Below are 24,000 nucleotides of genomic sequence, written 5' to 3'. Positions count from 1 at the left end.
TTCATTCCCGAACGGCGACAGAGCCGTGGCTAAATATCGATATCGCCGCCCAGTGGTTCAGACAGCATCGCTGCCACCGTGTCAGCCGTCACCTCTTCAACGCTCGCGTGACGCCAGCGCGGGTTCCGGTCCTTGTCGATGATCGCCGCACGGATACCCTCGACGAAGTCTCCCTCAGACGCACTGCGCGAGGTAAAGCGGTACTCCTGTTGCAGCGCCGCGCGGATTTCGTCGCCGGTCCGCGCCCGCCGCACCAGTTCAATCGTGCAGTTGGTTGAAAGCGGCGATCCGGCGCGAATGGCCTTGACTGTGGCCGCTCCCCAATCATTGTCCGGCAAGTCCGCCAGAATGTCGGTCAGCCTCTCACCGCCGAAATGCTCATCCACCTGCGCGCGAAGCCCCATCAGCGGGCCGTCTTCCGGGTCCTGCGCGAGCGCGGCGACCGCCGACGCATCCCCGGTCTCGATCAGCGCTTCGGTCAAACCCGACCACTCGGCTTCCGGTATGAAATAATCGGCAAAGCCCGCGAGAATCGCGTCCGACGCGTTCATCCGGTAGCCGGTGACCCCGAGATACTCGCCCAGCCGCCCGGGAGCCCGCGCAAGCAGCAGCGTTCCGCCGACATCGGGCACAAGCCCGACCGCGCATTCCGGCATGGCGATCTTCGAGCTCTCGCCGACCACACGGTGCGAGCCATGCAGCGACACGCCGACGCCACCACCCATGGTAAATCCCTGGCACAGCGCGATATAGGGTTTGGGGTAAACAGCAATCTTTGCGTTGAGCCTGTACTCGTCGCGCCAGAAGGTCCGGCCCGCATCGAAATCGCCCTTGGACGCGGTGTCGTACATGTACTGCAGGTCGCCCCCGGCGGAAAACGCCTTGTGGCCTTCCGCGTCGATCAGCACGCAGGCGACGTCATCGTCGTCACGCCAGCCGTCGAGCGCCGCCTCGATCGCCAGCACCATCTCATAGGTAACCGCATTGAGCGCTTCGGGCCGCTGCAGCGTGATCTGTCCGATCCGGCCGATCTTGCGGATGCGGATGCTCATGCGGCGCGTTCCGCCAGCAGCGCCCGCGACACGATCAGCCGCATGATCTCGTTGGTGCCTTCGAGGATCTGGTGGACCCTGAGATCGCGGACGATCTTCTCGACTCCATAATCGGCCAGATAGCCATATCCGCCATGCAGCTGCAGCGCGTCATTGGCGACATTGAACGCCGTGTCGGTGACGAACCGCTTCGCCATGGCGCAGAACTTGGTCGCGTCGGGGGCCTTGCGGTCGAGCTTGCTCGCCGCCTGGCGCAGGAAGATCCGTGCCGCCTGCATTTCGGTTTCCATGTCAGCAAGCCGGAACTGAAGCGCCTGGAACTGGTCGATGGTTTTACCGAAGGCTTCGCGCTCGCCCATATAGGCGAGCGTCTTGTCGAGCGCCGATTGCGCGCCGCCGAGTGCCGAGGCTGCAATGTTGAGCCGCCCGCCGTCGAGCCCGCTCATGGCATAACGGAAACCGGCGCCCTCCTCACCAAGCAGATTTTCGGCCGGGATCACGCAATCGTCGAACTGCACCTGCGAGGTCGGCTGCGACCGCCACCCCATCTTGTTCTCCGGCGCACCGAAGGAAAGTCCTGGCGTGCCGTCCTCGACGACCACAGCAGAGATCCCTTTGGGGCCATCCGCCCCGGTGCGGGTCATCACCAGGTAGAGATCGGAAAACCCGCCGCCGGAAATGAACGCCTTGGTGCCATTGAGCTTGTAGCCTTCATTGGTCCGTTCGGCGCGGGTCCGAAGCGCCGAGGCATCCGATCCCGAGCCCGGTTCGGTCAGGCAGTAGGAGGCGATCTTGTTCATCGTGACCAGATCAGGCAACAGCCGCGCCTTCATTTCGACCGAGCCGTAGGACGAGACCATCCAGGTGCACATGTTGTGGATCGACAGGAACGAGGCCACCGAAGGACAGGCCATCGATAAGGCCTCGAACACCAGCGTCGCGTCGAGCCGGGTCAGACCCGAGCCACCGTCCTCTTCCGGCACGTAGATTGCCGCGAGCCCGAGGGCGGCGGCGTCCTCAAGCACGGAGCGCGGGATCGCCTCTTCCTTTTCCCATTGCGCCGCGAAGGGCGCGATCTTTTCGGCGCCGAAGTCGCGCGCCATGTCGAAGATCGCCTGCTGTTCCTCGTTCAGCTCAAAGTCCATGGCCATTCCGCCTCCCGGTGCCTGACAATATCTTTGCGTGGTTCGTTCAACCCATGGTCGGGATGACGAACTCGGCTCCTTCCTTGATACCGGAAGGCCAGCGCGCGGTCACCGTCTTGGTGCGGGTATAGAACCGGAATGCATCCGGGCCGTGCTGGTTGAGATCGCCGAAGCCGGATTTCTTCCAGCCGCCGAAGGTGTGATAGGCCAGCGGCACCGGGATCGGCACGTTGACGCCGACCATGCCGATATTGATCCGGCTGACGAAATCGCGTGCGGTGTCACCATCGCGGGTGTAGATCGCGGTACCGTTGCCGTATTCGTGCTCCATCGGGTAGCGCAGCGCCTCGGCATAGTTGGGCGCACGAACCACGGAGAGAACCGGCCCGAAGATTTCCTGCGTGTAGATGTCCATATCGCGGGTGACATTGTCGAACAGGCAGCCGCCGATGAAGTTGCCGTTCTCATAGCCCTGCAGCTTGAAATCGCGGCCGTCGACCACGAGCTTGGCGCCCTGCTCGACGCCGGAATTGACGAGGCCAAGGACCCGGTCGCGCGCCTGTTTCGTCACCAGCGGGCCGAAATCGACGTCATCACCGCCGGTGTACGGCCCGATCTTCAGAGCTTCAACGCGGGGTGCCAGTTTCTCGATCAAGAGATCGGCGGTCTTTTCGCCGACCGGCACTGCCACCGAAATCGCCATGCAGCGTTCGCCCGCAGCCCCATAGCCGGCACCGATCAGCGCATCGACGGCCTGGTCCATGTCGGCGTCCGGCATGATGATCATGTGGTTCTTGGCGCCGCCAAAACACTGCACCCGCTTGCCGTTGGCGCAGCCGCGGGCATAGATGTACTGCGCGATCGGGGTCGATCCGACAAAGCCGATCGCCATGATTTCGGGATGATCGAGAATGGCATCCACCGCATCCTTGTCGCCGTTTACGACATTAAGAATGCCGTCCGGCGCACCCGCCTCGCTCATCAGTTCGGCCAGCATCAGCGGCACCGACGGATCGCGCTCCGAGGGCTTGAGGATGAAGGCATTGCCGGCGGCGATCGCTGGGCAGAATTTCCACATCGGGATCATAGCCGGGAAATTGAACGGCGTGATGCCCGCCACCACACCCAGCGGCTGGCGCAGCGAGTACATGTCGATGCCAGGACCAGCGCCCTCGGTGAACTCGCCCTTCAAGAGATGCGGCGCGCCAAAGCAGAATTCGGCCACTTCCAGACCGCGGATCACGTCGCCCTTGGCGTCGGGAATGGTCTTGCCGTGTTCGCGCGACAGCGCTTCGGCGAGCTTGTCCATGTCGCGGTGCAAGAGCTCGACGAACTTCATCAGCACGCGGGCCCGCTTCTGCGGATTGGTCGCAGCCCAGCCGACCTGCGCTTTCGCCGCAACTGCGACGGCTTCGGCCATTTCATCATTGGAAGCCAGCGGCACCTTGGCCTGAACTTCGCCGGTTGCCGGGTTCATCACGTCGGCAAACCGGCCCGACTTGCCCTTCACGTGCTGGCCGCCGATATAGTGGGTGAGTTCTTGCATGGTCCTGCCTCCGGAATGATCACGTTGAGATCATCTTGCACTCACCGAACTTCAAGTTCAATCAACCGATTTGCTCAACCGATGTGCAAGAACCGTAGCTCGGTCGGCAGGTAGTTGCGTCAGGAAGCCGAAAGTCCGCCATCAACCTGCAAGGTCTGGCCGGTGACGAAACTCGATGCCGGATCAGCGAGATAGATCATGCCGGCAATCACTTCCTCGACCTCGGCCAGCCGGCGCATCGGGATTGCCTGAACCATGGCAGCTTCCGCCGCCGCACGATCCTTGCCGGCCCTGTCGAGAAAATCGGTCGCCATCGGCGTCCGCGCGAACGAGGGGCAAAGCGCATTGACCCGCACGCCGCGGCGCGCATATTCGATCGCCGCAGACTTCGTCAGGCCCACGACGCCGTGTTTGGCCGCCGCATAGACCGAAAGCATCGGGGCGGCGACAACGCCGGCGACGGAGGCGACATTGATGATTGCTCCGGTCTCGCCGGTCTCGCGAAAACGCTGCTCGAGCGCCGGCAATTGCGCCCGCATGGCGTAGAACACACCCATCAGGTCGATATCGATGACCTTGCGGGCGTCAGCGATCGGCGTCCTTGGCAGCGGCATCATGTCATGCACGATACCGGCATTGTTGATGGCGATATCGAGCCGGCCGAATTCCGACAGCGCCTTTTCCACCAGCCGTTCGGACAGTTCCGGATCGGAAATGTCGCCGCTGACCACGACCGCCTGGCCGCCGAGTTCTTCGGCCAGGGCGTCAAGCCGACCGGAGGCGAGATCGCTGAGCACGAGCTTTGCCCCTGCCTTCGCGAAATGCCTGGCTGCCGCCTGCCCGAAACCACCAGTGGCGCCGGTCAGGATGACCGCCCGTCCCTGAAAATCCGCCATTGTTCAAGCCTTTCCGGACATGATGTCATTCGCCATGGCCGCAAGTTGCGGCACCGCCTTGCCGATTTCGCGGGCGCGTTCAGGGTTTGAGGCATTGCCGTCGAGCGCGCGCTTATAGACGCCTTGCAGGATCGCCGCGAGCCTGAAAAACGAAAATGACAGGCAGAACGTCCAGTTGTCGACCGCAATGCCGCTGCGCTCGGAGTAGAGCGCCACATAGTCGGCTTCACTCGGGATGCCGAGTTCAGCCCGGTCAAGCCCGCCCAAGCCCCGGAACCCGCTCTTGTGCGGCAGACGCCACTGCATGCACTGGTAGGACAGATCCGCCAGCGGATGACCGAGCGTTGACAGTTCCCAGTCAATCAACGCTCGGACTTCCTCGCCATGGGGCGCAAAGATCATGTTGTCGAGGCGGTAGTCGCCATGCACCACCGAAACGAGTCCGTCATCGTCGGGCAGGTTTTCCCAAAGCCATTCCATAAGCCGATCCATGGCCGGAAGTTCCTCGGTCTTGCTGGCGATGTACTGTTCGCTCCAGCGCCGGATCTGCCGCGCGAAATAGTTTCCCGGACGTCCGTAATCGGACAGTCCGGCAGCCTCGACATCAACCTTGTGAAGCCGCGCCAGAACATCGTTCATGCCGTCATAGATGGCAGAGCGCTCCTGCTTGCTGACTTCAGGCAAGGCCGGGTCCCAGAAAATCCGGCCCTCGACCAGTTCCATGACGAAATACATCCGGCCGATGGCACTGTCTTCTCCGGAAAGCCCAAAGACCTTCGGCACCGGCACGTTGTTTGCAGCCAGCGCCTTCATCACCCGGTACTCGCGGTCAACCTGGTGGGCCGATTTTAACAATGTCCCGGGTGGCTTGGCCCGAAGCACATAGCGCCCGCTGTCGGCCTCCACCCGGTAGGTCGGATTGGACTGGCCGGTGTTGAATTTCTCGATCGCATGCAGGCCTGAAAACCCCGGCACGAGCTCATGCAACTCGTCTGCCAAGGCTTCCATGTCGAAAGGTTGTTCTTCCATCTCACGCATCCTTGAAAAGGCGGATATCGTGTTGCACCGACAGCCCGCCGTCAATCGGCAGGATCGCGCCGGTAATATAGGCCCCTGCCCGACTGCACAGATAGAGCGTGGCGCCGGCCACATCGTCGGGGCCGCCAATGCGTCCCAACGGTACGCCTGCGCTGACGCGTTCCACTTGTTCTTCCTTGGCCGTTGCGAAAGCGGTCATCCGGCTTTGAAACGGTCCCGGGGCGAACGCATTGACAGTGATGCGCCGTCCGGCAAGTTCTTCGGCGAGGATCCTGGTCAGGTGATGAACCGCAGCCTTTGAGGCCGAGTAGGAATAGGCCCCGTCGGCGGCCGGCTGGGTTCCCATCACCGAGCCCAGATTGATGATCCGCGCCGGATCGGCGTCACTTGCCGCCGCGACCAGCAGCGGTGTCAGATCCCGCGTCAAAGTGAAAAGCCCCGCCACATTCACCGACATCACCTTGGCCCATGCGGCGTGGGGAAACTCTTCATAAGCTGCACCCCAGGACACGCCGGCATTGTTGACGAGTATGTGGAGACGGTCAGTCCGCGCCTTCACGGCCTCGACCAGGTCGGCAACACCTTCCGCCGTGCCGACGTCGCCGGCAAATCCCTCGGCCGAACCTGCCGCACCCAGCGCGTTGATCTCGTCGGCCACACGCACGCAATCTTCCCCCTTGCGCGATGCGATCATCACGCGAGCACCGGCCTGAACCAGACCCGTGGCGATCATGCGCCCGATACCGGTCGCACCGCCCGTGACCAGGGCCGTTTTCCCCTTCACCCCGAACAGATCGCCCAGATAGCTGTCGCTCGCATCACTCATGTCTTCTCTCTCCCGGTGCGTTGAACGGCGATTGAGGCGCCGCATCGCGTCTTGACGATAGCGTTGTCTCGTCGATTGACAACATACTCGATAGTATGTTCAAGTCGCAGCCAACTGCAAGACGGTTTGAAAATATTCTTCGCAACATACGGCACGAGTGCCGCAGGACGGGATGGAGGCAGATCCAGGGATGGCGACCGCGACGCGATCGACCAAATACCGGCGTCAGAGCGACACCGACCTTTCCCGCATGGAAATCATGGAGGGGGCCGCACTGTGTTTCGAGGCTCGCGGATATTCTGCCACCAGTCTCGACGAGGTCGCGGCCCGGATTGCATCGACCAAGGGGCGGATCTACCACCACTACGCCTCCAAGGCAGAACTCTTCCTCGATGTCTATCGCACCGGCATGATGATGAACTTCCAGGCTATCGAGCCCATCCTCGAACGCGACATGCCGCCCATCGAGCGGCTGAAGGCCGTGCTCAAGGCGCATGTCATGTGCGTGATCCGCACCAAGGCTTTCCAGAACGTCGTCGGCCAGGGCGTCGATATGCTCAGGCACGGAACCATGCCCGCCAACGAGCACGCCGAACTGCGCCAGCTTGCGCAATTGCGCGACACCTATTCGGAGCATTTCAGCAAGGTGCTGGAAGATGCCATGGCCGCCGGTGACATAGAATTCGCCAACATCAAGATCGCGCTCAACTCGGTCTTCATGTGCATCAACGGACCCATTGTCTGGTTCACCCCACGAAAAGGCCAGGACCAGAAGGAAATCGAAGCCGTTGCAGACGAGTGTGTACTCTACGCAATCCGGCTTCTTGGCTACACGGGCAAGACGCCCTGAACGAACATCTGGAGGAGGATTTCCATGACCGAAGCAAAACCGATGGATCTTGGCGTTACCAAGCATCTGCAACCCATTCTGGAAGCCGTGCGCGACATGGTCCGCAACGAGATTATGCCGCTTGACGAGGAATTCCTCGCCGAAGTCGGCGCCAAAGGCGACCGCTGGAGCTACACCCCGCGCCAGACGGAAATCCTCGAGAGCCTCAAGGCCAAGGCCAAGGAACGTGGCCTGTGGAACCTGTGGCGCACCCAGTCCGACCGGGGGCTGACAACCGTCGAATATGCCTATCTCGCCGAGGAAATGGGCAAGGCGCATCTCGGCGCCGAGACCTTCAACTGCTCGGCGCCCGATACCGGCAACATGGAGGTGTTCGACCGCTATTCCACCGCCGAACACAAGAAGCAGTGGCTCGAACCGCTGCTCAATGGCGAAATCCGCTCCGCCTACCTGATGACCGAGCCGAATGTTGCCTCGTCCGACGCCACCAATGTGTCCATGGCATGCGTCCGTGACGGCGAAGACTACGTGCTCAACGGCGAGAAATGGTGGGCCTCTGGCGTGGGCGATCCGCGCTGCAAGATCTACATCGTCATGGTCCGCACCGGCGGCGAGGACACGCCGAAACACGCTCGCCACTCGATGATCCTGGTTCCTGCCGATACCGCCGGCATCGAGAAGCTGCGGCCGATGCAGGTCTATGGCCAGGATGACGCCCCGCATGGCCATTTCCATCTCAAGTTTACCGATGTCCGGGTTCCGGCGAGCAATCTGCTGGTTGGCGAGGGCAAGGGCTTCGAGATCGCCCAGGGCCGTCTCGGACCGGGCCGCATCCATCACTGCATGCGGGCGATCGGCCAAGCCGAAATGGCGCTGGAGCTGATGTGCAAGCGCTCGCTCGAGCGCGAGGCCTTCGGCAAGAAACTGGCCCAGCTCGGCGCCAATTACGACATCATCGCCGAATGCCGCATGGAGATCGAACAGGCAAGGCTTCTGTGCCTGAAGGCCGCTTGGATGATGGATCAGGGTAACGGCGTCGCCGCAGCCCCCTGGATCAGCCAGATCAAGGTGGTGGCCCCGCGCGTGGCGCTCAAGGTCACTGACGAGGCGGTTCAGATGTTCGGCGCCCAGGGCATTTCCCAGGACACGCCGCTGGCCCGCAGCTGGACCCACCTGCGCACGCTGAGGCTCGCCGATGGTCCCGACGCCGTGCACCGGCGCCAGGTGGCGCGCACCGAACTCAAGCGCTACACGCAGGAAAAGGTGTGATCTGTCATGAAGGCGATTGTCTGTCCCGAATACGGTCCGCTCTCCAACCTGGAATTCCGCGAACTGCCCGATCCCGAGCCCGGCACCGATGAGGTCGTGGTTCGGGCCGAAGCCATCGGCGTCAACTATCCCGACGGCCTGCTGGTCCAGGGGCTTTACCAGATGAAGCCCGAAACGCCGTTTGTTCCGGGCATGGAAGCGGCCGGGATCGTCGAGGCGATTGGCGACAATGTGAGCCACGTCAAACCCGGCGACCGAGTCGTGGTGATGCTCAACAATGGGGCTTACGCCGAGAAGGTCCTTGCCTCGTCAAACCGGGTCTTCCCGCTTCCCGAAACCATGCCCTTTGCCGACGCCTGTGCGCTGATGTGCGCTTGGGGAACCTCGCATCACGCGCTCAAGCAGCGGGCAAATCTGCAGCCGGGCGAGACCCTGCTGGTGCTTGGCGGTGCGGGGTCCACGGGCTTGGCCGCCATTTCCATCGGCAAGGCCATGGGTGCCCGCGTCATCGCCGTGGCCTCCACCTCCGAGAAACAGAAGGCCTGCATCGAGACGGGTGCCGATCTTGCCCTGCCCTATGAGGGATTGCGCGATGCGCTCAAGCAGGAAGCCCCGGGTGGTGTCGACGTTGCCTTCGATCCGGTCGGCGGCGCAGCCTTCGACGTCGCCGCGCGCGCCATGGCCCGCAATGGCCGGCTCCTGGTCATCGGTTTTGCTTCGGGCGAAATTCCCAAGCTTCCGGTCAATCTTGTGCTGCTCAAGGAGTATTCGCTGGTCGGCGTGTTCTGGGGCGCCTTCGTTGCAAAGGAACCAGAGGTCTACGCTGCCAACAACCGGGAACTATTCGCCTGGCACGCGGAAGGCCGCATCAAGCCGCACATCGATGAAAACCAACCGCTGTCCGAGGCGGGGACCGCGCTCAAGCGGATTCTTGACCGTGGCGGTATCGGCAAGACAATCCTTGTTCCATGAGGACTGCCCCAAAGGACTGAAAAATGACCCTGCCCGCCAGCATGAATGCCCTGATCCTCAAGGGCCACGGTTTCGCGCCAACCCGTGAGGGCGCGGCGATCGAAACCCTTGAACCATACCTTGAATATGGCTCGCTGCCGGTGCCGAAGCCGGGTCCGGGCGAGGTCTTGATCCGGGTGCGCATGGCATCGGTAAATCCGTCCGACCTCTACTTCATCAAGGGCGAGTACGGCCAGCCGCGAATCAAGGGCGCGGCTGCAGGGTTCGAGGGTGTCGGCGACGTCGTCGCTGGCTCCGGTCTTTACGCCACCTATCTCAAGGGCAAGCGGGTTGCCTTTGTCGGCGGCGTCAACGGATCCGGCGCCTGGGCCGAGTACATCATCGTGCAGGCCGCCATGTGCGTTGTGGTCAAGCCGGCGATGCGCGACGAGGATGCCGCGGGCCACGTGGTCAATCCGGTGACCGCCTGGACCATGTTCGACATCGTCAAGGCGTCGGGCTCGAGGAGCTTCGTATTCACCGCTGCCTTCTCGCAGCTCGGCAAACTGATGGCCGGACTGGCGCGGGACAACGGCTACGCGATGATCGCCGTCATCCGCAAGGAAAGCCAGGCGGCGCACCTCAGGGAGCTCGGCGCGAAACATGTGCTGCTGCAGTCGGACCCTGACTTTGCTGCCAAATTCGCAGCTCTTTGCAAATCCGAAAAACCCCGCATCCTGCTCGACGCAGTCGCCGGCCAGGTTTCTGCCGACCTGTTCACCGCCATGCCCGCTCGCGCGCGCTGGATCATCTACGGCAAGCTCGAAACCGAAATGCCGACACTCAGGGAGGCGGGCCAGTTCATTTTCATGAACAAGAAGATCGAGGGCTACTGGCTGATGAACTGGTTCCGGCAGGCTTCCATTCTGACAAAGCTCAAGACGCTGCGCGCCGTCCAGAACCGCTTCATCTCGGGCGCCTGGAGCACCGAAGTGGTGGCGACAGTCAGGCTCACTGATGCGATCCGCGACCTACCCGACGCCCTGAAACTTGGCGATGGCAAGGTGATGATCGTGCCATGATGCGACAGAGGCCTAAATCATAACATTAGGAATTCATCCTATCCTAATGTTATAATTCATCATTCGGCGACTCCTCATGAACCGGATGAACTGCCACCGTTTGCCGAAAAAACGTGAAACTTTCCAATTCCGTTCTCCGTCCTATCTTCAACACCATGGAGGTACGGTCATGACAAGAAACGTCCAGTTCATTGCATTTCTGACGGCATCACTCGCTGTCCTGTTACTCTCGCTGACGCCCGCTCGATCCGATGATGCGGCAACGGCACGGTCTGTCATCGAAAGCCAGATCAATGCCTTTCTCAATGATGACATGGCGGCGGCCTATTCCTTTGCCGCGCCTTCGATCAAGCGGATGTATCCGGATCAGAACCGCTTCTTCGATATGGTCAAGCGCGGCTACCAGCCTGTTTACCGTCCCGGCAACTTCGCTTTCGGCCGGTACAAGGGCGCACAGGACGGATCGGGCATGGTTCAGGAGGTCATCATCCAGGGGCCCGACGGACAAGACTGGACTGCCCTCTATTCGCTCGAGAGGCAGCCAGACGGCAGCTTCAAGATCAACGGCGTCCAGATGATCAGGGCCGCAGCCCCACAGACCTGATCCATTCCCCTGCTGGAGAAGAGAGGACCCGTGACGCTCCTAAACCAATCGGAACCGGACAGCTTCTGCAACGTTGGACCATAGGCGAGCCGGATTGCCAGTTGGCTCTGCATCACCCTATGATCGATCGCAATGCTGCTCTGGCGGTATGTGGATCAGCCAATGCAGAATGGAGAATTGCCGTGAGTGTGGCCTTCACCAAGGAAGAGAGTTCCGAAACCGCGGCAGAAACCCAACTCCCGGATCGGCCGGTCTCGGATCATCCCAACCTGGTAACGTTGAATGGACTGAAGCAGCTAGAAGCCGAACTGGAGAAAGCCCGCTCAGCCTATGATGCCGCCGCCGCCATCGACGACGTCAACGAGCGCCGCCGGCAGCAGGCAGTTCCCGTGCGCGATGCGCGCTACTTCGCCGAACGCGTTCGCACAGCACAGATCATGCCCGATCCGTCCTCCCGCGAGACTGTCGCCTTTGGCTCAACCATAACCTATTCACGCGACGACCGGCCGCCGCAGACCTACCGTATTGTCGGCGAGGACGAGGCCGATCCAAAGACCGGCACCATATCGTTTGCTTCACCCGTTGCCCGCGCGTTGATGGGCAAGTCGGTGGGCGATGTGGTTGAACTGGGCGATCAGGAACTCGAGATCATTGCCATCGCCTAACGAGACCCTCGGAACCGAGGAAAAGGCTTCTCAACCGGTCCCTTCGGCCACACGCAGTCTTCTGGCTCTGTCAAATCCCTACCGCCGGGCGGAATAGTAGAGTCCGCCGGCAATCAGCAGCAATAGGAACGCTCCACCTCCAGCTGCCATGGGAATGATACCGGCCATCTCGTCAAAATGACTTCGCCCGGAGACCGTCTCCAGCCCCCACCAGCCAAAAACCATTCCGGCAAGGCTGACGAGCGCCAGACCGGTCGCCAGCTTCTTCATCAGGCAGTTGCCGTGTTCATGACCAAGCCCAGCAAGCTCACATCCTGCTATCGCCGCCAGTGGCAGCGCGTGGTGTAAATCTTGCCTCTGGAATTGCGGTACTGGCATTTGCCGTCAGCCGTTTCGAACAGGTAGGTACCGAACCCGCCAATGAGAGCGCCGGCAACGGCTCCACCCACACTGTTTGAGGCAATCGCGCCGACGGCTGCGCCGATGCCCGCTCCGCTCGCGGTTTTCTCGGTTGTCGTGCAGGCGGCCAATGTGGCGGCTGCAGCGATAACGATAGCCACTTTCACAACATTCATAGCTTTGTCCTCGATCTGATGCAGTGCGGAGATCCCGATCTCCCCACTTGATAGTGCGCCCGAAGAATTTTCCGGTCAAGCGAGGGCGAGATCGGTTGCCATGACGGCACCGGCCGATCCCGTCGCGCCCGGGTGGGCCTATCTACCGCAACTTTTGTCGCATCACTCGCCCAGACAAACGATTTTCCCCGGGCAGCGAATCCGCTATGAGAGAGCGCGGCGGACGATCCGGCCGCGCAAAGGTTCACCCGCGTTCAAGGATATGTCGACCATGCGATTCCGGCTTGCACTTCTGGCAGTCTTCGCCGCTGCCCTTTCAGCCTGCACAACCGCTGGGGTGGCGTCAAACCCGCTTGAAGCACGCTGGAACGGCAAGTCGGCCGGTGCTTTCTTCGCCGCCTACGGGCCTCCGGTGTCCGATACGGCCGGGGCTGGCGGTACATCCACCTACATCTGGCGCGGCGGCTTTTCACGGGGCAAGTCCTGCCTTGTCGAACTCTCGGTCGGCAAGGACTATCAGATCAGGAGGATCAGGGCTCTGTCAGACCGGCCCGGCACAAACGGCGGTCCCTCGCATTGCGAACAGACGCTCGACGCGGCCTGAAATCCTCTCTAGCCGAGCGGCGCGATATCGCCGCTTGCCCAGCGCTCCTGAGTCTCGGCAGAGAACGCCTCGAACTTCTGCGCTTCGATCGAGGCGCGGATGCCGGCCATCAGGTCCTGATAATAGCTCAGATTGTTCCACGTGATCAGCATCATGCCGAGAATTTCGTTTGAGCGGACCAAGTGGTGCAGGTAGGCGCGGGAATAGTCGCGCGCGGCCGGGCATGAACTTTCCTCGTCCAGCGGCCGGTGATCCTCGGCGTGCCGGGCGTTCTTCAGGTTGATCTTGCCGTGGCGGGTGAACGCCAGCCCGTGGCGGCCGGCACGGGTCGGCATCACGCAGTCGAACATGTCTATGCCGCGGCCGACCGACTTGAGCATGTCGTCGGGTGTACCGACGCCCATGAGGTACCGCGGTTTCGCCGCCGGAAGCAGCGGACAGGTGACGTCGAGCATGTCGAGCATGACATCCTGCGGTTCGCCGACGGCGAGGCCACCCACCGCATAGCCCTTCAGATCAAGTCCGGAGAGGCCCTGCGCCGAACGTTCGCGCAGCTTCGGAATGTCTCCGCCCTGAACGATCCCGAACATCGCCTTGCCCGGCTGATCGCCGAAGGCCACGCGGCAGCGCTCGGCCCAGCGCAGCGACATTTCCATGGCGCGCTCGATCTCGGTCTCGCTGGCGGGCAGTCGCACGCATTCATCCAGTTGCATCTGGATGTCGGATCCGAGCAGTCCCTGGATCTCGATTGAACGCTCCGGGCTCATCTCGTGGCGCGATCCGTCAATATGCGACTGGAAGGTGACCCCCTGCTCGCTGATCTTGCGCAAGGCTGAGAGCGACATCACCTGAAAACCGCCTGAATCGGTCAGGATCGGGCGCTCCCAGCGGGCGAAATTGTGCAGCCCGCCGAGCCGCGCCATGCGTTCGGCGCCGGGCCTGAGCATCAGGTGATAGGTGTTGCCCAGTATGATGTCGGCGCCAAGATCACGCACCTGGTCCATGTACATTGCCTTGACCGTCCCGCCGGTGCCGACCGGCATGAAGGCAGGCGTCCGGATCGTGCCGCGCGGCATCGAGATTTCGCCGCGCCTGGCCTTGCCGTCGGTGGCGAGAAGCTTGAACTGGAAAATGTCGGTGGTCACAGATCGCTCCGGAACAACAGGCTCGAATCGCCGTAGGAATAGAACCGGTAACCGGTGTCGATGGCATGACGATAGGCATTCCGCATGGTCTCAAGTCCCGAGAATGCAGACACCAGCATGAACAGCGTCGAACGCGGCAGGTGGAAGTTTGTCATCAACACGTCCACGGCACTAAAGGCATAGCCGGGCGTGATGAAGATGTCGGTCGGGCCCGACCAAGCCTTTATCGTGCCGTCCTCATTCGCAGCGCTTTCCAGCAGCCTGAGCGAGGTGGTGCCCACCGAGACGATCCGTCCTCCGCGTGCGTGCACCGCATTGAGTGCATCGGCCGTCTCGGCACTGACATGACCGATTTCGGAGTGCATCTTGTGCTCGGTGGTGTCGTCCGCCTTGACCGGAAGGAAGGTGCCGGCGCCGACATGCAGGGTGACGAAGTGACGCTCAATGCCGCGCGCATCCAGCCTGTCGAACAGATCCGGTGTGAAATGCAGCCCGGCGGTTGGCGCGGCAACCGCACCATCCTCACGGGCGTAAATTGTCTGGTAGTCCTTGCGGTCCCGGTCATCCTCGCCGCGTTTGGACGCTATGTAGGGCGGCAACGGAATGTGGCCGGTCGCCATCACCGCTTCATCCAGTGCCGGGCCGGAAAGATCGAAGATCAGTTCGATTTCGCCCCCCTCGCCGCGCTCGCCGGCAGTCGCATCAAGCACTCCTTGAAGGCAGGTCTGACCATCTCCGCCAAAGCAAAGCCTGTCGCCCTGTTTGATCCGCTTGCCGGGTCGGACAAAGGCTTTCCAGCGATCGGGGCCCGATCGCATATGCAGCGTCGCCGAAACCCGAACCTGATTTTCCTCGCGAAACCGAAAACCCTCAAGTTGCGCAGGTATGACGCGGGTATCGTTGAACACCAGCGCGTCGCCCGGTTCGAGCAGGTCGGCCAGATCGCGGACGATCCTGTCGTCAAGCCCACCACCCTTTCCGACACACAACAGCCGTGCGCTGTCGCGCGGGTTCGCAGGCCTCAGCGCAATGCTTTCGTCAGGAAGGTCGAAATCGAAAAGGTCTACCCGCACCGGCGTATCCCGAGAATCAACACGCGGAATTGGCGGACATCTCTCCGGCCAATCCCGCGTGAATGATGTTGCTTATGCTTTGACGTCTGCCGCGACCTTCATCGAAACGATCTTGTCGGGATCGACAACCGGCTCGCCGCGCTTGATCTTGTCGACATTGTCCATGCCGGACGTGACCTGGCCCCAGACCGTGTACTGGCGGTTGAGGAAGCCAGCATCATCAAAGCAGATGAAGAACTGCGAATTGGCCGAATTCGGATCCTGCGCGCGTGCCATCGAGCAGGTGCCGCGGGAATGGTTCATGTTGGAGAATTCGGCCTTCAGGTCCGGCTTGTCCGAACCACCCATGCCGGCGCGGCGCGGATCGAACGACTTGCCGTCGCTCTTGCCGAACTTGACGTCGCCGGTCTGCGCCATGAAGCCTTCGATCACCCGGTGGAACACGACACCATCATAGGCGCCCTCGCGGGCCAGTTCCTTGATGCGGGCAACATGTCCCGGCGCCAGATCGGGCAGCAGTTCGATGGTCACCTGGCCTTGCGTGGTTTCCAAGATGAGTGTGTTTTCGGGATCCTTGATCTCCGCCATGGGGTCTCTCCTGTGTTGAATGAATATCGTTTGATTTCAGCCGCCTGAGCGGACCTTGATCATGCGGTCGGGATCCTGGACCGCGCCGGAGCCGGGTGCGCCGCGCTTGATCTGATCGACCAGTTCCATGCCCTCGATCACCTTGCCCACAACCGTGTATTCGCCGTTCAGATGCGGCGCCGGCGCAAACATGATGAAGAATTGCGAGTTGGCGGAGTTCGGGCTCTGCGAACGGGCCATGCCGACCGTCCCGCGCTCGAACGGCGTGTCGGAGAACTCGGCGTTGAGATCCGGCTGCGACGACCCACCCATCCCGGCCCGGTTGGGCACAAAACCGTCTTGCATGTCACCGAATTCGACATCGCCGGTCTGGGCCATGAAACCATCGATCACACGGTGGAAGGCGACGTTGTCATATTCACCGGCATCGGCCAGAGCCTTCAGACGCGCGGCGTGCTGCGGCGCCACGTCATCGGCGAGTTCGATGACCACGTCACCGCTGGCTAGCGTGATTGTCAGTTTCTCAGCAGCTGCTGCGATGGAGGTTGAGACCAGGCCAAGGGCCAGGGTCGCGGCAATAAGAAGACGTGAAGAACGCATGGGAGCTCCCGGTAAAGCGGCAGCCGGGTGGCGGTTCATGCACCCGGCGGCAATCGTTTGACATACCGCCGCGGGATTGGCAACGCCGCGGCGAAACTGGCTGCTCAAGCGCCGCACGTCCGACTGGACCCGCAAAACCTGCCGCAGCACCCTGATATGATGCAGGAATGCTGCCGTTCAACCCGAATGCCGAGCCGCAAGCGCTTTTTGCACGACCATCGGAACAAACGGCGTGACATCCCCGCCCATCTTGGCGATCTGCCGGACAAGCGTGGCGGTGATGTGGCGGGATTCGGGATAGGCCGGAGCAAACACCGTCGTGATCCCCGGCGCCATCGCCCGGTTCATGCCGGCCATCTGCATTTCGTAGTCGAGATCGGTACCGTCGCGCAAACCCCGGACAAGCACGGTGGCGCCTGCCTGCTTTGCGGCCTCGACAACAAGCCCCTGAAAGGACACGACCTCGACGTCAGCGGCCCGTGCCGGAAAATCCGTCTTCAGCGCCTCTGCGATCATCGCGGCTCGTTCATCGAAGGAAAACATCGGGGTCTTTCCGGGATGCACGCCGATGCCAACCACCAGCCGGTCGCACAAGGCCAGCGACTGCTCGAGCACATGAATATGGCCATTGGTCATGGGATCGAATGATCCGGGATAAAATGCTGTCCGCATGACAAAACCCTCTTTGCGAGGCCTTTTGTCATGGCGGCCGGAACGCATCAAGCCATGATCGCTCTGATCGCACTGATCAGCATGGAATCTTCTGGAAAAACCTTGCCGTTCCGTCAGAAGTCCGCGAACGACAGGCGTACAAGCGAGGCACGCTTCTTACCGTAGGAACGGATTGCGGCGGTTTCGATCTGCTTCCGGTACCGGTCAAACGCATCGAGATAGGCAGTGTCCGGTGAACGGGTCAGCCCTGCCAGTCTTTCAAGTGCCGGCGCTTCGAGAAGAAACCGGACCTCCATAACGCCGTCGTAACCGGAAAAGCGGATTGTCCCTGCGTCCTCGTCAAAACTGCGCATCGAATTGGGAAATCCGATCATTGCACGCCACCGCACCGCCCGGATCGCGCGCTCCTCATTTCTTGGCTTTCTTCTGGAAAGGGTTGGTTTCCAGCTGCTTGACTGCCGAACCGGGCACTGTGGCGGATTGTGCGGCCGCCTTGTCCTTCTTCGGTTTGCGGATTTCCTTGCTCGATCTCATCTGACCCTTGGCCATGACTGTCCTGTTCGGCGCTGCCGCAGGATGGCCGGGATTGGCCTGGTCCAGCGATGCAACGCAATATGGTTTCCCCTCGCCGTCGCCGGCAAACCCGGCGAGCACGAATGGCGTCAGTGACTGCTAACCGAAGCCAGGAGTTCAAGGTTGCTGCCTTGTTCTACGCGCTCGTGCCCATGCTCTTCATTGCGAATCCGGTACTGCGCCTTGCCCTGATTGTCTGGCAACCGCATCAGCACGGTGAAATCCATCGGTGTGCGCGGCGAGAGCCCAACGCGTGATTGAAGCGTGACCCGCTGCCCCTTGGTGAATATGTTCTTGGCCATTGTGATTATCCAATACTGTCTGCACCCGGCGCAGCGCTGCTGCGCACCGAGCGGCAATTTCCAATTCAAAGACAAGATGCAAGCGATGAGGCTTTAGGCCCGTTCCGGGCGATACCACGCGACGCTTGAGGTATTACTCCCCACTCATACGCCTCTATTGCGGTTTCTCAAAGGCGAAACTCGATACCGGCCCCGGACGCGGCCGACCGTGGGTTGATATTTTGCAGCAGCGAAAAGAACCGGGCCAATCGCATCGCACCGTGCCATACTGGATTGCGCTTTGTCTGGCGCCCGGCCGGGTTCGAATACCCGAAACCGGCTTTGGAACCAAGTGGAGCGGCGGGCGTTTCATCGGTTCACAACATGAGGTGTCCAGATGCTGATCAGGTTCGGGTTTGAAATCATTGTCGACTGTCCCGCACCGGTCCCGATGCTGTTGGCGCTCTCAACCCACACGGAATTCCAGGGTCGCCTGATCGGGCAGGATTATGTGCGTTCCACCGGCGTCACGCCCATCCGCTCTTACGTGGACCGCTACGGCAATCGCATCTCGCGCGCTGTTGCCGACCAGGGAAGAACAACATTCTGGTCCGATTGCGCAACCGAAATTGTCGGCGAGCCCGACAATCAACCGGACTACGCCATCCAGCACCGGATTGAGGACCTTCCCGATGACACGCTGACCTTCCTCACCGCAAGCCGCTATTGCGATTCAGACAGCCTGAGCAATTTTGCCTGGGCCACTTTCGGCGCCACGCGGGAAGGCTGGCCGCGGGTACAGGCCATCTCGACCTTCGTGCACAACCACGTCACCTTCGGCTACAAGTTCGGCCGGCCCGACAAGACCGCGCGCGACGTTCTGGAGGAGAAGTCCGGCGTCTGCCGGGACTTCGCCCATCTCGGCGTCAGCCTTTGCCGGGCGATGAACATTCCGGCACGCTATGCCAGTGGATATCTTGGCGATATCGGCGTTCCCGATACCGGATTTGACGACTTTTGCGCGTGGTTCGAGGTCTTTCTCGGTGGCGAGTGGCACACTGTGGACGCAAGATACAATGTGCCCCGCATCGGCAGGATCCTGATGGTCCGCGGTAGCGACGCCTCCGACGTGGCGATGATCACCTCTTTTGGCGGCTATGAACTGGCGTCGTTCCGGGTCTGGACCACCCAGATAGATGACGGCACAAGCGACAACGACATCCTGTCGATGATGGAAACACTACCGCCGCCACGTTCTGGCGGGCCCGACTTCGGCCTGGCGATGCCCGGCGCGGTTCATCTTTTCTGAGGTTCCACAAGGCCGCGAGCCTTACCAATCATTAGTCATGTTTCCATTCAGCTTGGGTTCATTCACATTTTGTCATGGTGTCTGCATCAGAGTTTGGTGTGACGAAAGGACAACCGTGATGACTGTAGCGCTCGCCTTGCTTGCCCTGATGATCGTCGCACTTTTCAGCGGCCTGGTTCTTGGCGCCCTGCGCCAGGAAATCCCCGGCAAGACCGCCGATCCGGTCTGGCCCCGAAATCACTAGACTTCTGCGGCTCCCACCTCCGGCCTCTTCCGGCCCGGCTCGCGATACCAACCGTGAGCCGGGCTTTTTACTTAACCCGGGTGTACCGGTCAGGATTTCACGCCGGCGACGACCCTGATTCTGTGGCCATCCGGATCTGCCGCGACGAAAGTTTGGCCGAATGGCATTTCAACGGGCTCGATCAGGATCGGCAGCCCCTTTCCGGTCCAGTCAGCGTGGATCTCACTGAGTGCGGCGCCATCGGCAACATCAAAGGAAATCTCGCTGGCGCCCGGCCTGCCACCACCACCGGGCGCAGCATCGGAAGCCAGCCACAGCCCGAGCATGACCTAGTCGTTGAGCGGCAACATGGCAAAACCGGGACTGGATTCCACCACAGGCTTGCCGAGCAGTCCGGAATAGAAGTCGGCGCTCACCAGCGGGTCGGCCACATGCAAAAGCACGAAATCGAAATTCAGCATCTTGTCTCTCCGTCATTTTTTGAAATCCATGACCGTGTGGTCATGAACGGAGACTACAAATCTGTGCTGTCACTATTTGTCAGCATTAAACATCGCTCCCATCGCGCCGTTTGCGCAGATGCAACCCAACCTTCTCCTGCCATTGCTTCATCAGAACCGCACGCCGCTGCGGGTAGCCGATTGCCTCGACATTCAGGCCAAGGATCCGGTCGGCCCGAAAATGCCGGAAATCATTGCGCAGTTCGCACCACGCAACGATCACGCGGGCCTGGTCAAAGAATGCCAGCGCGACCGGCCAGATCACCCTGTCGGTGCAGTTCCCGTTCACATCGGCATAGGAGATTGTCAGCTTGCGTTGCCGCCGGATCGCATCACGTATCACCGGCAATTCGCTTTCCCCGGCGGCAAGAGACGCACCAGGCCCCACCATCAATGTGGACTCGTCAAGCCCCGCCTTGAGATCGGGCGGCAGCACAGCCGCGATTTTGACCAGCGCATTGCGCGCCGCCTGGCCGAGCGGCTGGTCGGTCCGTTCCGCCACCCAGCGCGACCCGAGCACCAGCGCTTCGATCTCATCTTCGGAGAACATCAACGGCGGCAGCATGAAACCAGGCTTGAGCACGAAACCCACACCCGCCTCCCCGTCGATCGCCGCCCCTTGCGCCTTCAGGGTCTCGATATCGCGGTAGATGGTTCTGAGCGAAACGCCGAGCTCGCCCGCCAGTGCGGCTCCACTGACCGGGCGCTTGTAACGCCGGAAAGCTTGCAACAATTCAAGAAGGCGCGCGGCGCGGGACACATTGAGGCTCCATCTGGTGCGGGACACACGGGCCCGGCCAGGACTGCATGGGTCGAGCTGTGCAACTGCCCTAGCACAAAATGAACCGACACCAAACGAGACGAGCCAATGTCCAACTGGTTGTCGAACCAGTTGCCCTCACAAAAAAGGCCGGGACATTCATCCCGGCCTCCTTCAGTCTCTCTCGTTGATACGCCGTCAGTCCTGCGGACCCTCGTCGGCTCCCGGTTCGCCGGCACCGGAATCCGGGTCGATCCCGAGAACCGCCGTTGCCGCTTCGACGACTTCGTCCAGTTCGTCCTCTGCCTCCGGTTCGCTGATCCGGTCGACCGAGACCACGCGCTCGTCCTTGGCGGTCGAAAAGATGGTCACGCCCTTGGTGGCGCGACCGGCCATACGGATGCCGCCGACCGGAACCCTGATCACCTGGCCGCCATTGGAGACCATCATGATCTGGTCGCCGTCCTCCACCGGGAAGGCGGCGATCAACGGGCCGATCTCGCCGGTCTTGGAGGTATCGGTTGCGCGAATGCCCTTGCCGCCACGGCCCGAAATGCGGAACTCGTAGCTCGACGACCGCTTTCCGTATCCCTTTTCCGAGACCGTCAGGATGAACTGCTCGCGGGCTTTGAGTTCCTCGTAGCGGTCATTGGAGAGTTCGCCGATCTCGCCGGCCTCCTCGCCCACCAGTCCGACATCCTCGACCTCTTCACCGGTTGCGGCCCGGCGTTCGGCCATGGCGCGCTTGAGATAGGCGGCGCGTTCGGCGGCCTCTGCATCGACATGATGCACGATGGTCATCGAGATCAGGTGATCGTCCGCCCCCAGATTCATGCCGCGAACACCGATCGAATTGCGGCCGGCGAAGACGCGCACATCATCGACGCGGAAGCGGATGCACTGGCCCAACGCCGTGGTCAGCAGCACGTCGTCGAATTCGTTGCATGTCTCGACATTGAGGATGGCGTCACCCTCGTCGTCGAGCTTCATCGCGATCTTGCCGTTTCTATTGACCTGAACGAAATCGGAAAGCTTGTTGCGCCTGACCGTGCCGCGCGTGGTGGCGAACATCACGTCGAGATTGGCCCAGCTGTCCTCGTCCTCTGGCAGCGGCATGATCGAGGTGATCCGCTCGCCCTTTTCCAAGGGCAGCATGTTGATCAGCGCCTTGCCCTTCGAGGTCGGCGTGCCGATCGGCAGACGCCAGACCTTCTCCTTGTAGACGATGCCACGCGAGGAGAAGAACAGCACCGGCGTGTGGGTATTGGCGACGAACAGGCGCGTGACGAAATCCTCGTCCCGTGTCGACATGCCCGAGCGGCCCTTGCCGCCGCGGCGCTGCGCCCGGTAGGTGGCAAGCGGCACCCGCTTGATGTAGCCCGCATGAGACACGGTCACCACCATGTCCTCGCGTGCAATCAGGTCTTCGTCGTCCATGTCCGGACCGCCCTCGGCGATCACGGTGCGCCGCGGCACGCCGAATTCATCGCGCACGGCGATCAGTTCAGCCTTGACGATCTCCTGGACGCGAACCCGCGAGCCGAGGATCTCTAGGAAATCCTTGATCTCCTCGCCGATCTTGTTGAGTTCGTCACCGATTTCATCACGGCCAAGCGCGGTCAGGCGGGCAAGCCGCAGTTCCAGGATGGCGCGCGCCTGTTCTTCCGACAGATTGTAGGTGCCGTCATCATTGATGCGGTGACGCGGATCGTCAATCAGCCGGATCAGCGCCTCGACATCCATCGCCGGCCAGCGCCGGGTCATCAATTGCTCGCGCGCGGTCGCAGGATCGGGCGCATTGCGGATCAGTGCAATGACTTCGTCGATATTGGCAACCGCGATGGCGAGGCCAACCAGCACGTGGGCCCGCTCGCGCGCCTTGCGCAGCAGGTACTTGGTCCGCCGCGTGATCACGTCCTCGCGGAACGAGACGAACGCCTTGAGCATGTCGATGAGCGTCATCAGTTCCGGCTTGCCGCCGTTAAGCGCCACCATGTTGACCCCGAACGAGGTCTGCAGCGGCGTATAGCGGTAGAGCTGGTTGATGATCACGTCGGCAACCGCATCGCGCTTGAGCTCGATGACAACCCGGTAGCCCTGGCGGTCGGACTCGTCGCGCAGGTCGGAGATGCCCTCGATGCGCTTGTCGCGCACCAACTCGGCCATCTTCTCGATCATCGTCGCCTTGTTCACCTGGTAGGGAACCTCGGTAATGATGATCGCTTCGCGGTCGTTGCGCATCGGCTCGACGTGAACCTTGCCGCGCATCATCACCGAGCCGCGGCCGGTTTCGAACGCCTGGCGGATGCCGGCCTGGCCGAGAATGATGCCCGAGGTCGGGAAATCCGGGCCAGGGATGATCTGCATCAGCTCGATCAGGTCGATCGCCGGATTGTCCATGATCGCCATGCAGCCATTGATCACTTCGATCAGATTGTGCGGCGGGATGTTGGTCGCCATGCCGACGGCAATGCCGCCTGCGCCGTTGACCAGGAGGTTAGGGAAGCGCGCTGGCACCACCTTCGGTTCGGATCCGGAGGAATCATAGGTCTCCTGGAAGTCCACGGTTTCCTTGTCAATATCTTCCAGCATCTCGTGAGAGAGCTTCGCCAGCCGCGATTCCGTGTACCGCATCGCCGCCGGAGGGTCGCCGTCGATCGAGCCGAAATTGCCCTGCCCGTCGACAAGCATCGCCCCCATCGACCAGTGCTGGGCCATGCGCACCATGGCGTCATAGATCGACTGGTCGCCGTGCGGGTGGTATTTACCCATCACGTCACCGACGATGCGCGACGATTTCACATATTTGCGGTTCCAGTGGTAACCGCCCTCATGCATGGCATAGAGGATCCGGCGGTGTACGGGCTTGAGGCCGTCGCGCACATCCGGCAACGCCCGGCTGACGATCACGCTCATGGCGTAATCGAGATAGGAACGCTGCATTTCCTCGATGATCGAAACCGGCTCGATGCCTGGCGTTATCGGTCCGGCGGGTGTGTTTTGGTCTGTCAAAGCGGTCCACGACAATTGGATGGAATCATTTGTGCGTTATAGCCGAAAGCCACTGCTGTCGCCAATTTTCGCACCCGGATTCAGCGCTTGAAGGCAGTTTCTCCACCGTTGTGACCCGCCAAGGGGGTTTCGAACCCGCC

General features: G+C 61.5%; 29 protein-coding genes. 9 read left to right on the top strand and 20 right to left on the bottom strand.

The features are described 5' to 3' along the window. Positions 1-29 precede the first annotated feature (29 nt). The 6 genes from GTW23_RS08530 to GTW23_RS08505 all read right to left on the bottom strand — a co-directional run bounded on the left by GTW23_RS08530 (position 30) and on the right by GTW23_RS08505 (position 6,503). Positions 30-1,052: an enoyl-CoA hydratase/isomerase family protein gene (locus tag GTW23_RS08530; protein WP_252915390.1), complete on the bottom strand. Its 1,023-nt coding sequence runs from the start codon at positions 1,050-1,052 to the stop codon at positions 30-32. Further along, positions 1,049-2,197, bottom strand: coding sequence for an acyl-CoA dehydrogenase family protein (locus tag GTW23_RS08525; protein ID WP_152011509.1), 1,149 nt, complete (start codon positions 2,195-2,197; stop codon positions 1,049-1,051). The genes GTW23_RS08530 and GTW23_RS08525 overlap by 4 nt, the downstream gene beginning before the upstream one ends. A 46-nt stretch (positions 2,198-2,243) precedes the next feature. After that, the gene (locus tag GTW23_RS08520; protein ID WP_252915389.1) at positions 2,244-3,743 is read right to left on the bottom strand and encodes a CoA-acylating methylmalonate-semialdehyde dehydrogenase; all 1,500 of its coding nucleotides are present in this window, start codon (positions 3,741-3,743) and stop codon (positions 2,244-2,246) included. A 119-nt stretch (positions 3,744-3,862) separates the two neighbouring features. Beyond that, positions 3,863-4,639: an SDR family NAD(P)-dependent oxidoreductase gene (locus GTW23_RS08515; RefSeq protein ID WP_252915388.1), complete on the bottom strand. Its 777-nt coding sequence runs from the start codon at positions 4,637-4,639 to the stop codon at positions 3,863-3,865. Between the two features lie 3 nt (positions 4,640-4,642). Then, positions 4,643-5,668 (bottom strand): phosphotransferase, encoded by a 1,026-nt coding sequence (locus tag GTW23_RS08510; protein ID WP_252915387.1) that lies wholly within the window; start codon positions 5,666-5,668, stop codon positions 4,643-4,645. 1 nt (position 5,669) lies between these two features. Continuing rightward, on the bottom strand, positions 5,670-6,503 hold the full coding sequence (locus GTW23_RS08505) for an SDR family oxidoreductase (protein ID WP_252915386.1): 834 nt from the start codon (positions 6,501-6,503) through the stop codon (positions 5,670-5,672). Between the two features lie 190 nt (positions 6,504-6,693). On the opposite strand from GTW23_RS08505, the gene GTW23_RS08500 reads away from it, so the two are divergent. From GTW23_RS08500 to greA, 6 genes are all read left to right on the top strand, one after another. Then, complete coding sequence (locus tag GTW23_RS08500; RefSeq protein WP_252915385.1) at positions 6,694-7,353, top strand: TetR/AcrR family transcriptional regulator; 660 nt, start codon at positions 6,694-6,696, stop codon at positions 7,351-7,353. Between the two features lie 24 nt (positions 7,354-7,377). After that, positions 7,378-8,622: an acyl-CoA dehydrogenase family protein gene (locus GTW23_RS08495; protein WP_252915384.1), complete on the top strand. Its 1,245-nt coding sequence runs from the start codon at positions 7,378-7,380 to the stop codon at positions 8,620-8,622. 6 nt (positions 8,623-8,628) lie between these two features. Then, complete coding sequence (locus GTW23_RS08490; RefSeq protein ID WP_252915383.1) at positions 8,629-9,594, top strand: NADPH:quinone oxidoreductase family protein; 966 nt, start codon at positions 8,629-8,631, stop codon at positions 9,592-9,594. A 23-nt stretch (positions 9,595-9,617) separates the two neighbouring features. Next, positions 9,618-10,655, top strand: a complete 1,038-nt coding sequence (locus GTW23_RS08485) for an alcohol dehydrogenase catalytic domain-containing protein (RefSeq protein ID WP_152008713.1) — start codon at positions 9,618-9,620, stop codon at positions 10,653-10,655. Between the two features lie 169 nt (positions 10,656-10,824). Further along, on the top strand, positions 10,825-11,259 hold the full coding sequence (locus GTW23_RS08480) for a DUF4864 domain-containing protein (RefSeq protein ID WP_252915382.1): 435 nt from the start codon (positions 10,825-10,827) through the stop codon (positions 11,257-11,259). Positions 11,260-11,441: 182 nt separating this feature from the next. Then, positions 11,442-11,924 (top strand): transcription elongation factor GreA, encoded by a 483-nt coding sequence (gene greA, locus GTW23_RS08475; protein WP_252915381.1) that lies wholly within the window; start codon positions 11,442-11,444, stop codon positions 11,922-11,924. 78 nt (positions 11,925-12,002) lie between these two features. On the opposite strand, the gene GTW23_RS08470 is transcribed toward greA, so the two are convergent. Beyond that, positions 12,003-12,194: a hypothetical protein gene (locus tag GTW23_RS08470; RefSeq protein ID WP_252915380.1), complete on the bottom strand. Its 192-nt coding sequence runs from the start codon at positions 12,192-12,194 to the stop codon at positions 12,003-12,005. 47 nt (positions 12,195-12,241) lie between these two features. Further along, on the bottom strand, positions 12,242-12,499 hold the full coding sequence (locus GTW23_RS08465; RefSeq protein ID WP_152008709.1) for a hypothetical protein: 258 nt from the start codon (positions 12,497-12,499) through the stop codon (positions 12,242-12,244). 271 nt (positions 12,500-12,770) lie between these two features. Between GTW23_RS08465 and GTW23_RS08460 the strand changes: the two genes are divergently transcribed. Next, positions 12,771-13,103 (top strand): hypothetical protein, encoded by a 333-nt coding sequence (locus GTW23_RS08460; RefSeq protein ID WP_252915379.1) that lies wholly within the window; start codon positions 12,771-12,773, stop codon positions 13,101-13,103. 8 nt (positions 13,104-13,111) lie between these two features. On the opposite strand, the gene tgt is transcribed toward GTW23_RS08460, so the two are convergent. The 8 genes from tgt to GTW23_RS08425 form a co-directional block, all read right to left on the bottom strand. Beyond that, entirely contained in the window at positions 13,112-14,248 is a 1,137-nt protein-coding gene (gene tgt / locus GTW23_RS08455) for a tRNA guanosine(34) transglycosylase Tgt (protein WP_252915378.1), read from the bottom strand. Continuing rightward, entirely contained in the window at positions 14,245-15,321 is a 1,077-nt protein-coding gene (gene queA, locus GTW23_RS08450; RefSeq protein ID WP_252915377.1) for a tRNA preQ1(34) S-adenosylmethionine ribosyltransferase-isomerase QueA, read from the bottom strand. The genes tgt and queA overlap by 4 nt, the downstream gene beginning before the upstream one ends. A gap of 72 nt (positions 15,322-15,393) precedes the next feature. Continuing rightward, the gene (locus tag GTW23_RS08445; RefSeq protein ID WP_252915376.1) at positions 15,394-15,909 is read right to left on the bottom strand and encodes a peptidylprolyl isomerase; all 516 of its coding nucleotides are present in this window, start codon (positions 15,907-15,909) and stop codon (positions 15,394-15,396) included. 36 nt (positions 15,910-15,945) lie between these two features. Then, on the bottom strand, positions 15,946-16,509 hold the full coding sequence (locus GTW23_RS08440; RefSeq protein WP_152008704.1) for a peptidylprolyl isomerase: 564 nt from the start codon (positions 16,507-16,509) through the stop codon (positions 15,946-15,948). Between the two features lie 177 nt (positions 16,510-16,686). Further along, entirely contained in the window at positions 16,687-17,181 is a 495-nt protein-coding gene (gene coaD, locus GTW23_RS08435) for a pantetheine-phosphate adenylyltransferase (protein ID WP_152008703.1), read from the bottom strand. A 113-nt stretch (positions 17,182-17,294) separates the two neighbouring features. After that, positions 17,295-17,555 (bottom strand): DUF1488 family protein, encoded by a 261-nt coding sequence (locus tag GTW23_RS08430; RefSeq protein ID WP_252915375.1) that lies wholly within the window; start codon positions 17,553-17,555, stop codon positions 17,295-17,297. A 34-nt stretch (positions 17,556-17,589) separates the two neighbouring features. After that, entirely contained in the window at positions 17,590-17,715 is a 126-nt protein-coding gene (locus GTW23_RS23390) for a hypothetical protein (protein WP_267662184.1), read from the bottom strand. Positions 17,716-17,843: 128 nt separating this feature from the next. Beyond that, complete coding sequence (locus GTW23_RS08425) at positions 17,844-18,056, bottom strand: hypothetical protein (RefSeq protein ID WP_252915374.1); 213 nt, start codon at positions 18,054-18,056, stop codon at positions 17,844-17,846. 376 nt (positions 18,057-18,432) lie between these two features. On the opposite strand from GTW23_RS08425, the gene GTW23_RS08420 reads away from it, so the two are divergent. Together GTW23_RS08420 and GTW23_RS23385 are read left to right on the top strand one after the other, a co-directional pair. Then, positions 18,433-19,344 carry a transglutaminase-like domain-containing protein gene (locus GTW23_RS08420; protein ID WP_252915373.1) on the top strand — a complete coding sequence of 304 codons (912 nt, stop codon included), beginning with the start codon at positions 18,433-18,435 and terminating at the stop codon, positions 19,342-19,344. Positions 19,345-19,462: 118 nt separating this feature from the next. Beyond that, the gene (locus GTW23_RS23385) at positions 19,463-19,588 is read left to right on the top strand and encodes a hypothetical protein (RefSeq protein WP_267661544.1); all 126 of its coding nucleotides are present in this window, start codon (positions 19,463-19,465) and stop codon (positions 19,586-19,588) included. Positions 19,589-19,677: 89 nt separating this feature from the next. On the opposite strand, the gene GTW23_RS23475 is transcribed toward GTW23_RS23385, so the two are convergent. The 4 genes from GTW23_RS23475 to gyrA form a co-directional block, all read right to left on the bottom strand. Then, a complete protein-coding gene (locus GTW23_RS23475) occupies positions 19,678-19,914 on the bottom strand; it encodes a VOC family protein (protein ID WP_324288469.1) in 237 nt (78 codons plus the stop codon). Positions 19,915-19,917: 3 nt separating this feature from the next. Next, positions 19,918-20,049, bottom strand: a complete 132-nt coding sequence (locus tag GTW23_RS23470; protein WP_324288470.1) for a VOC family protein — start codon at positions 20,047-20,049, stop codon at positions 19,918-19,920. Positions 20,050-20,134: 85 nt separating this feature from the next. After that, on the bottom strand, positions 20,135-20,848 hold the full coding sequence (locus GTW23_RS08410) for a helix-turn-helix transcriptional regulator (RefSeq protein WP_252915372.1): 714 nt from the start codon (positions 20,846-20,848) through the stop codon (positions 20,135-20,137). Positions 20,849-21,046: 198 nt separating this feature from the next. Then, positions 21,047-23,860, bottom strand: coding sequence for a DNA gyrase subunit A (gene gyrA / locus GTW23_RS08405; protein WP_252915371.1), 2,814 nt, complete (start codon positions 23,858-23,860; stop codon positions 21,047-21,049). Between the last annotated feature and the right edge of the window lie 140 nt (positions 23,861-24,000).

This window comes from Parahoeflea alexandrii (assembly GCF_024105735.1).
GTDB lineage: Bacteria > Pseudomonadota > Alphaproteobacteria > Rhizobiales > Rhizobiaceae > Hoeflea > Hoeflea alexandrii.
Note: the sequence above shows the minus strand (reverse complement) of the source record. Positions and strands in the feature narration are given on the sequence as shown.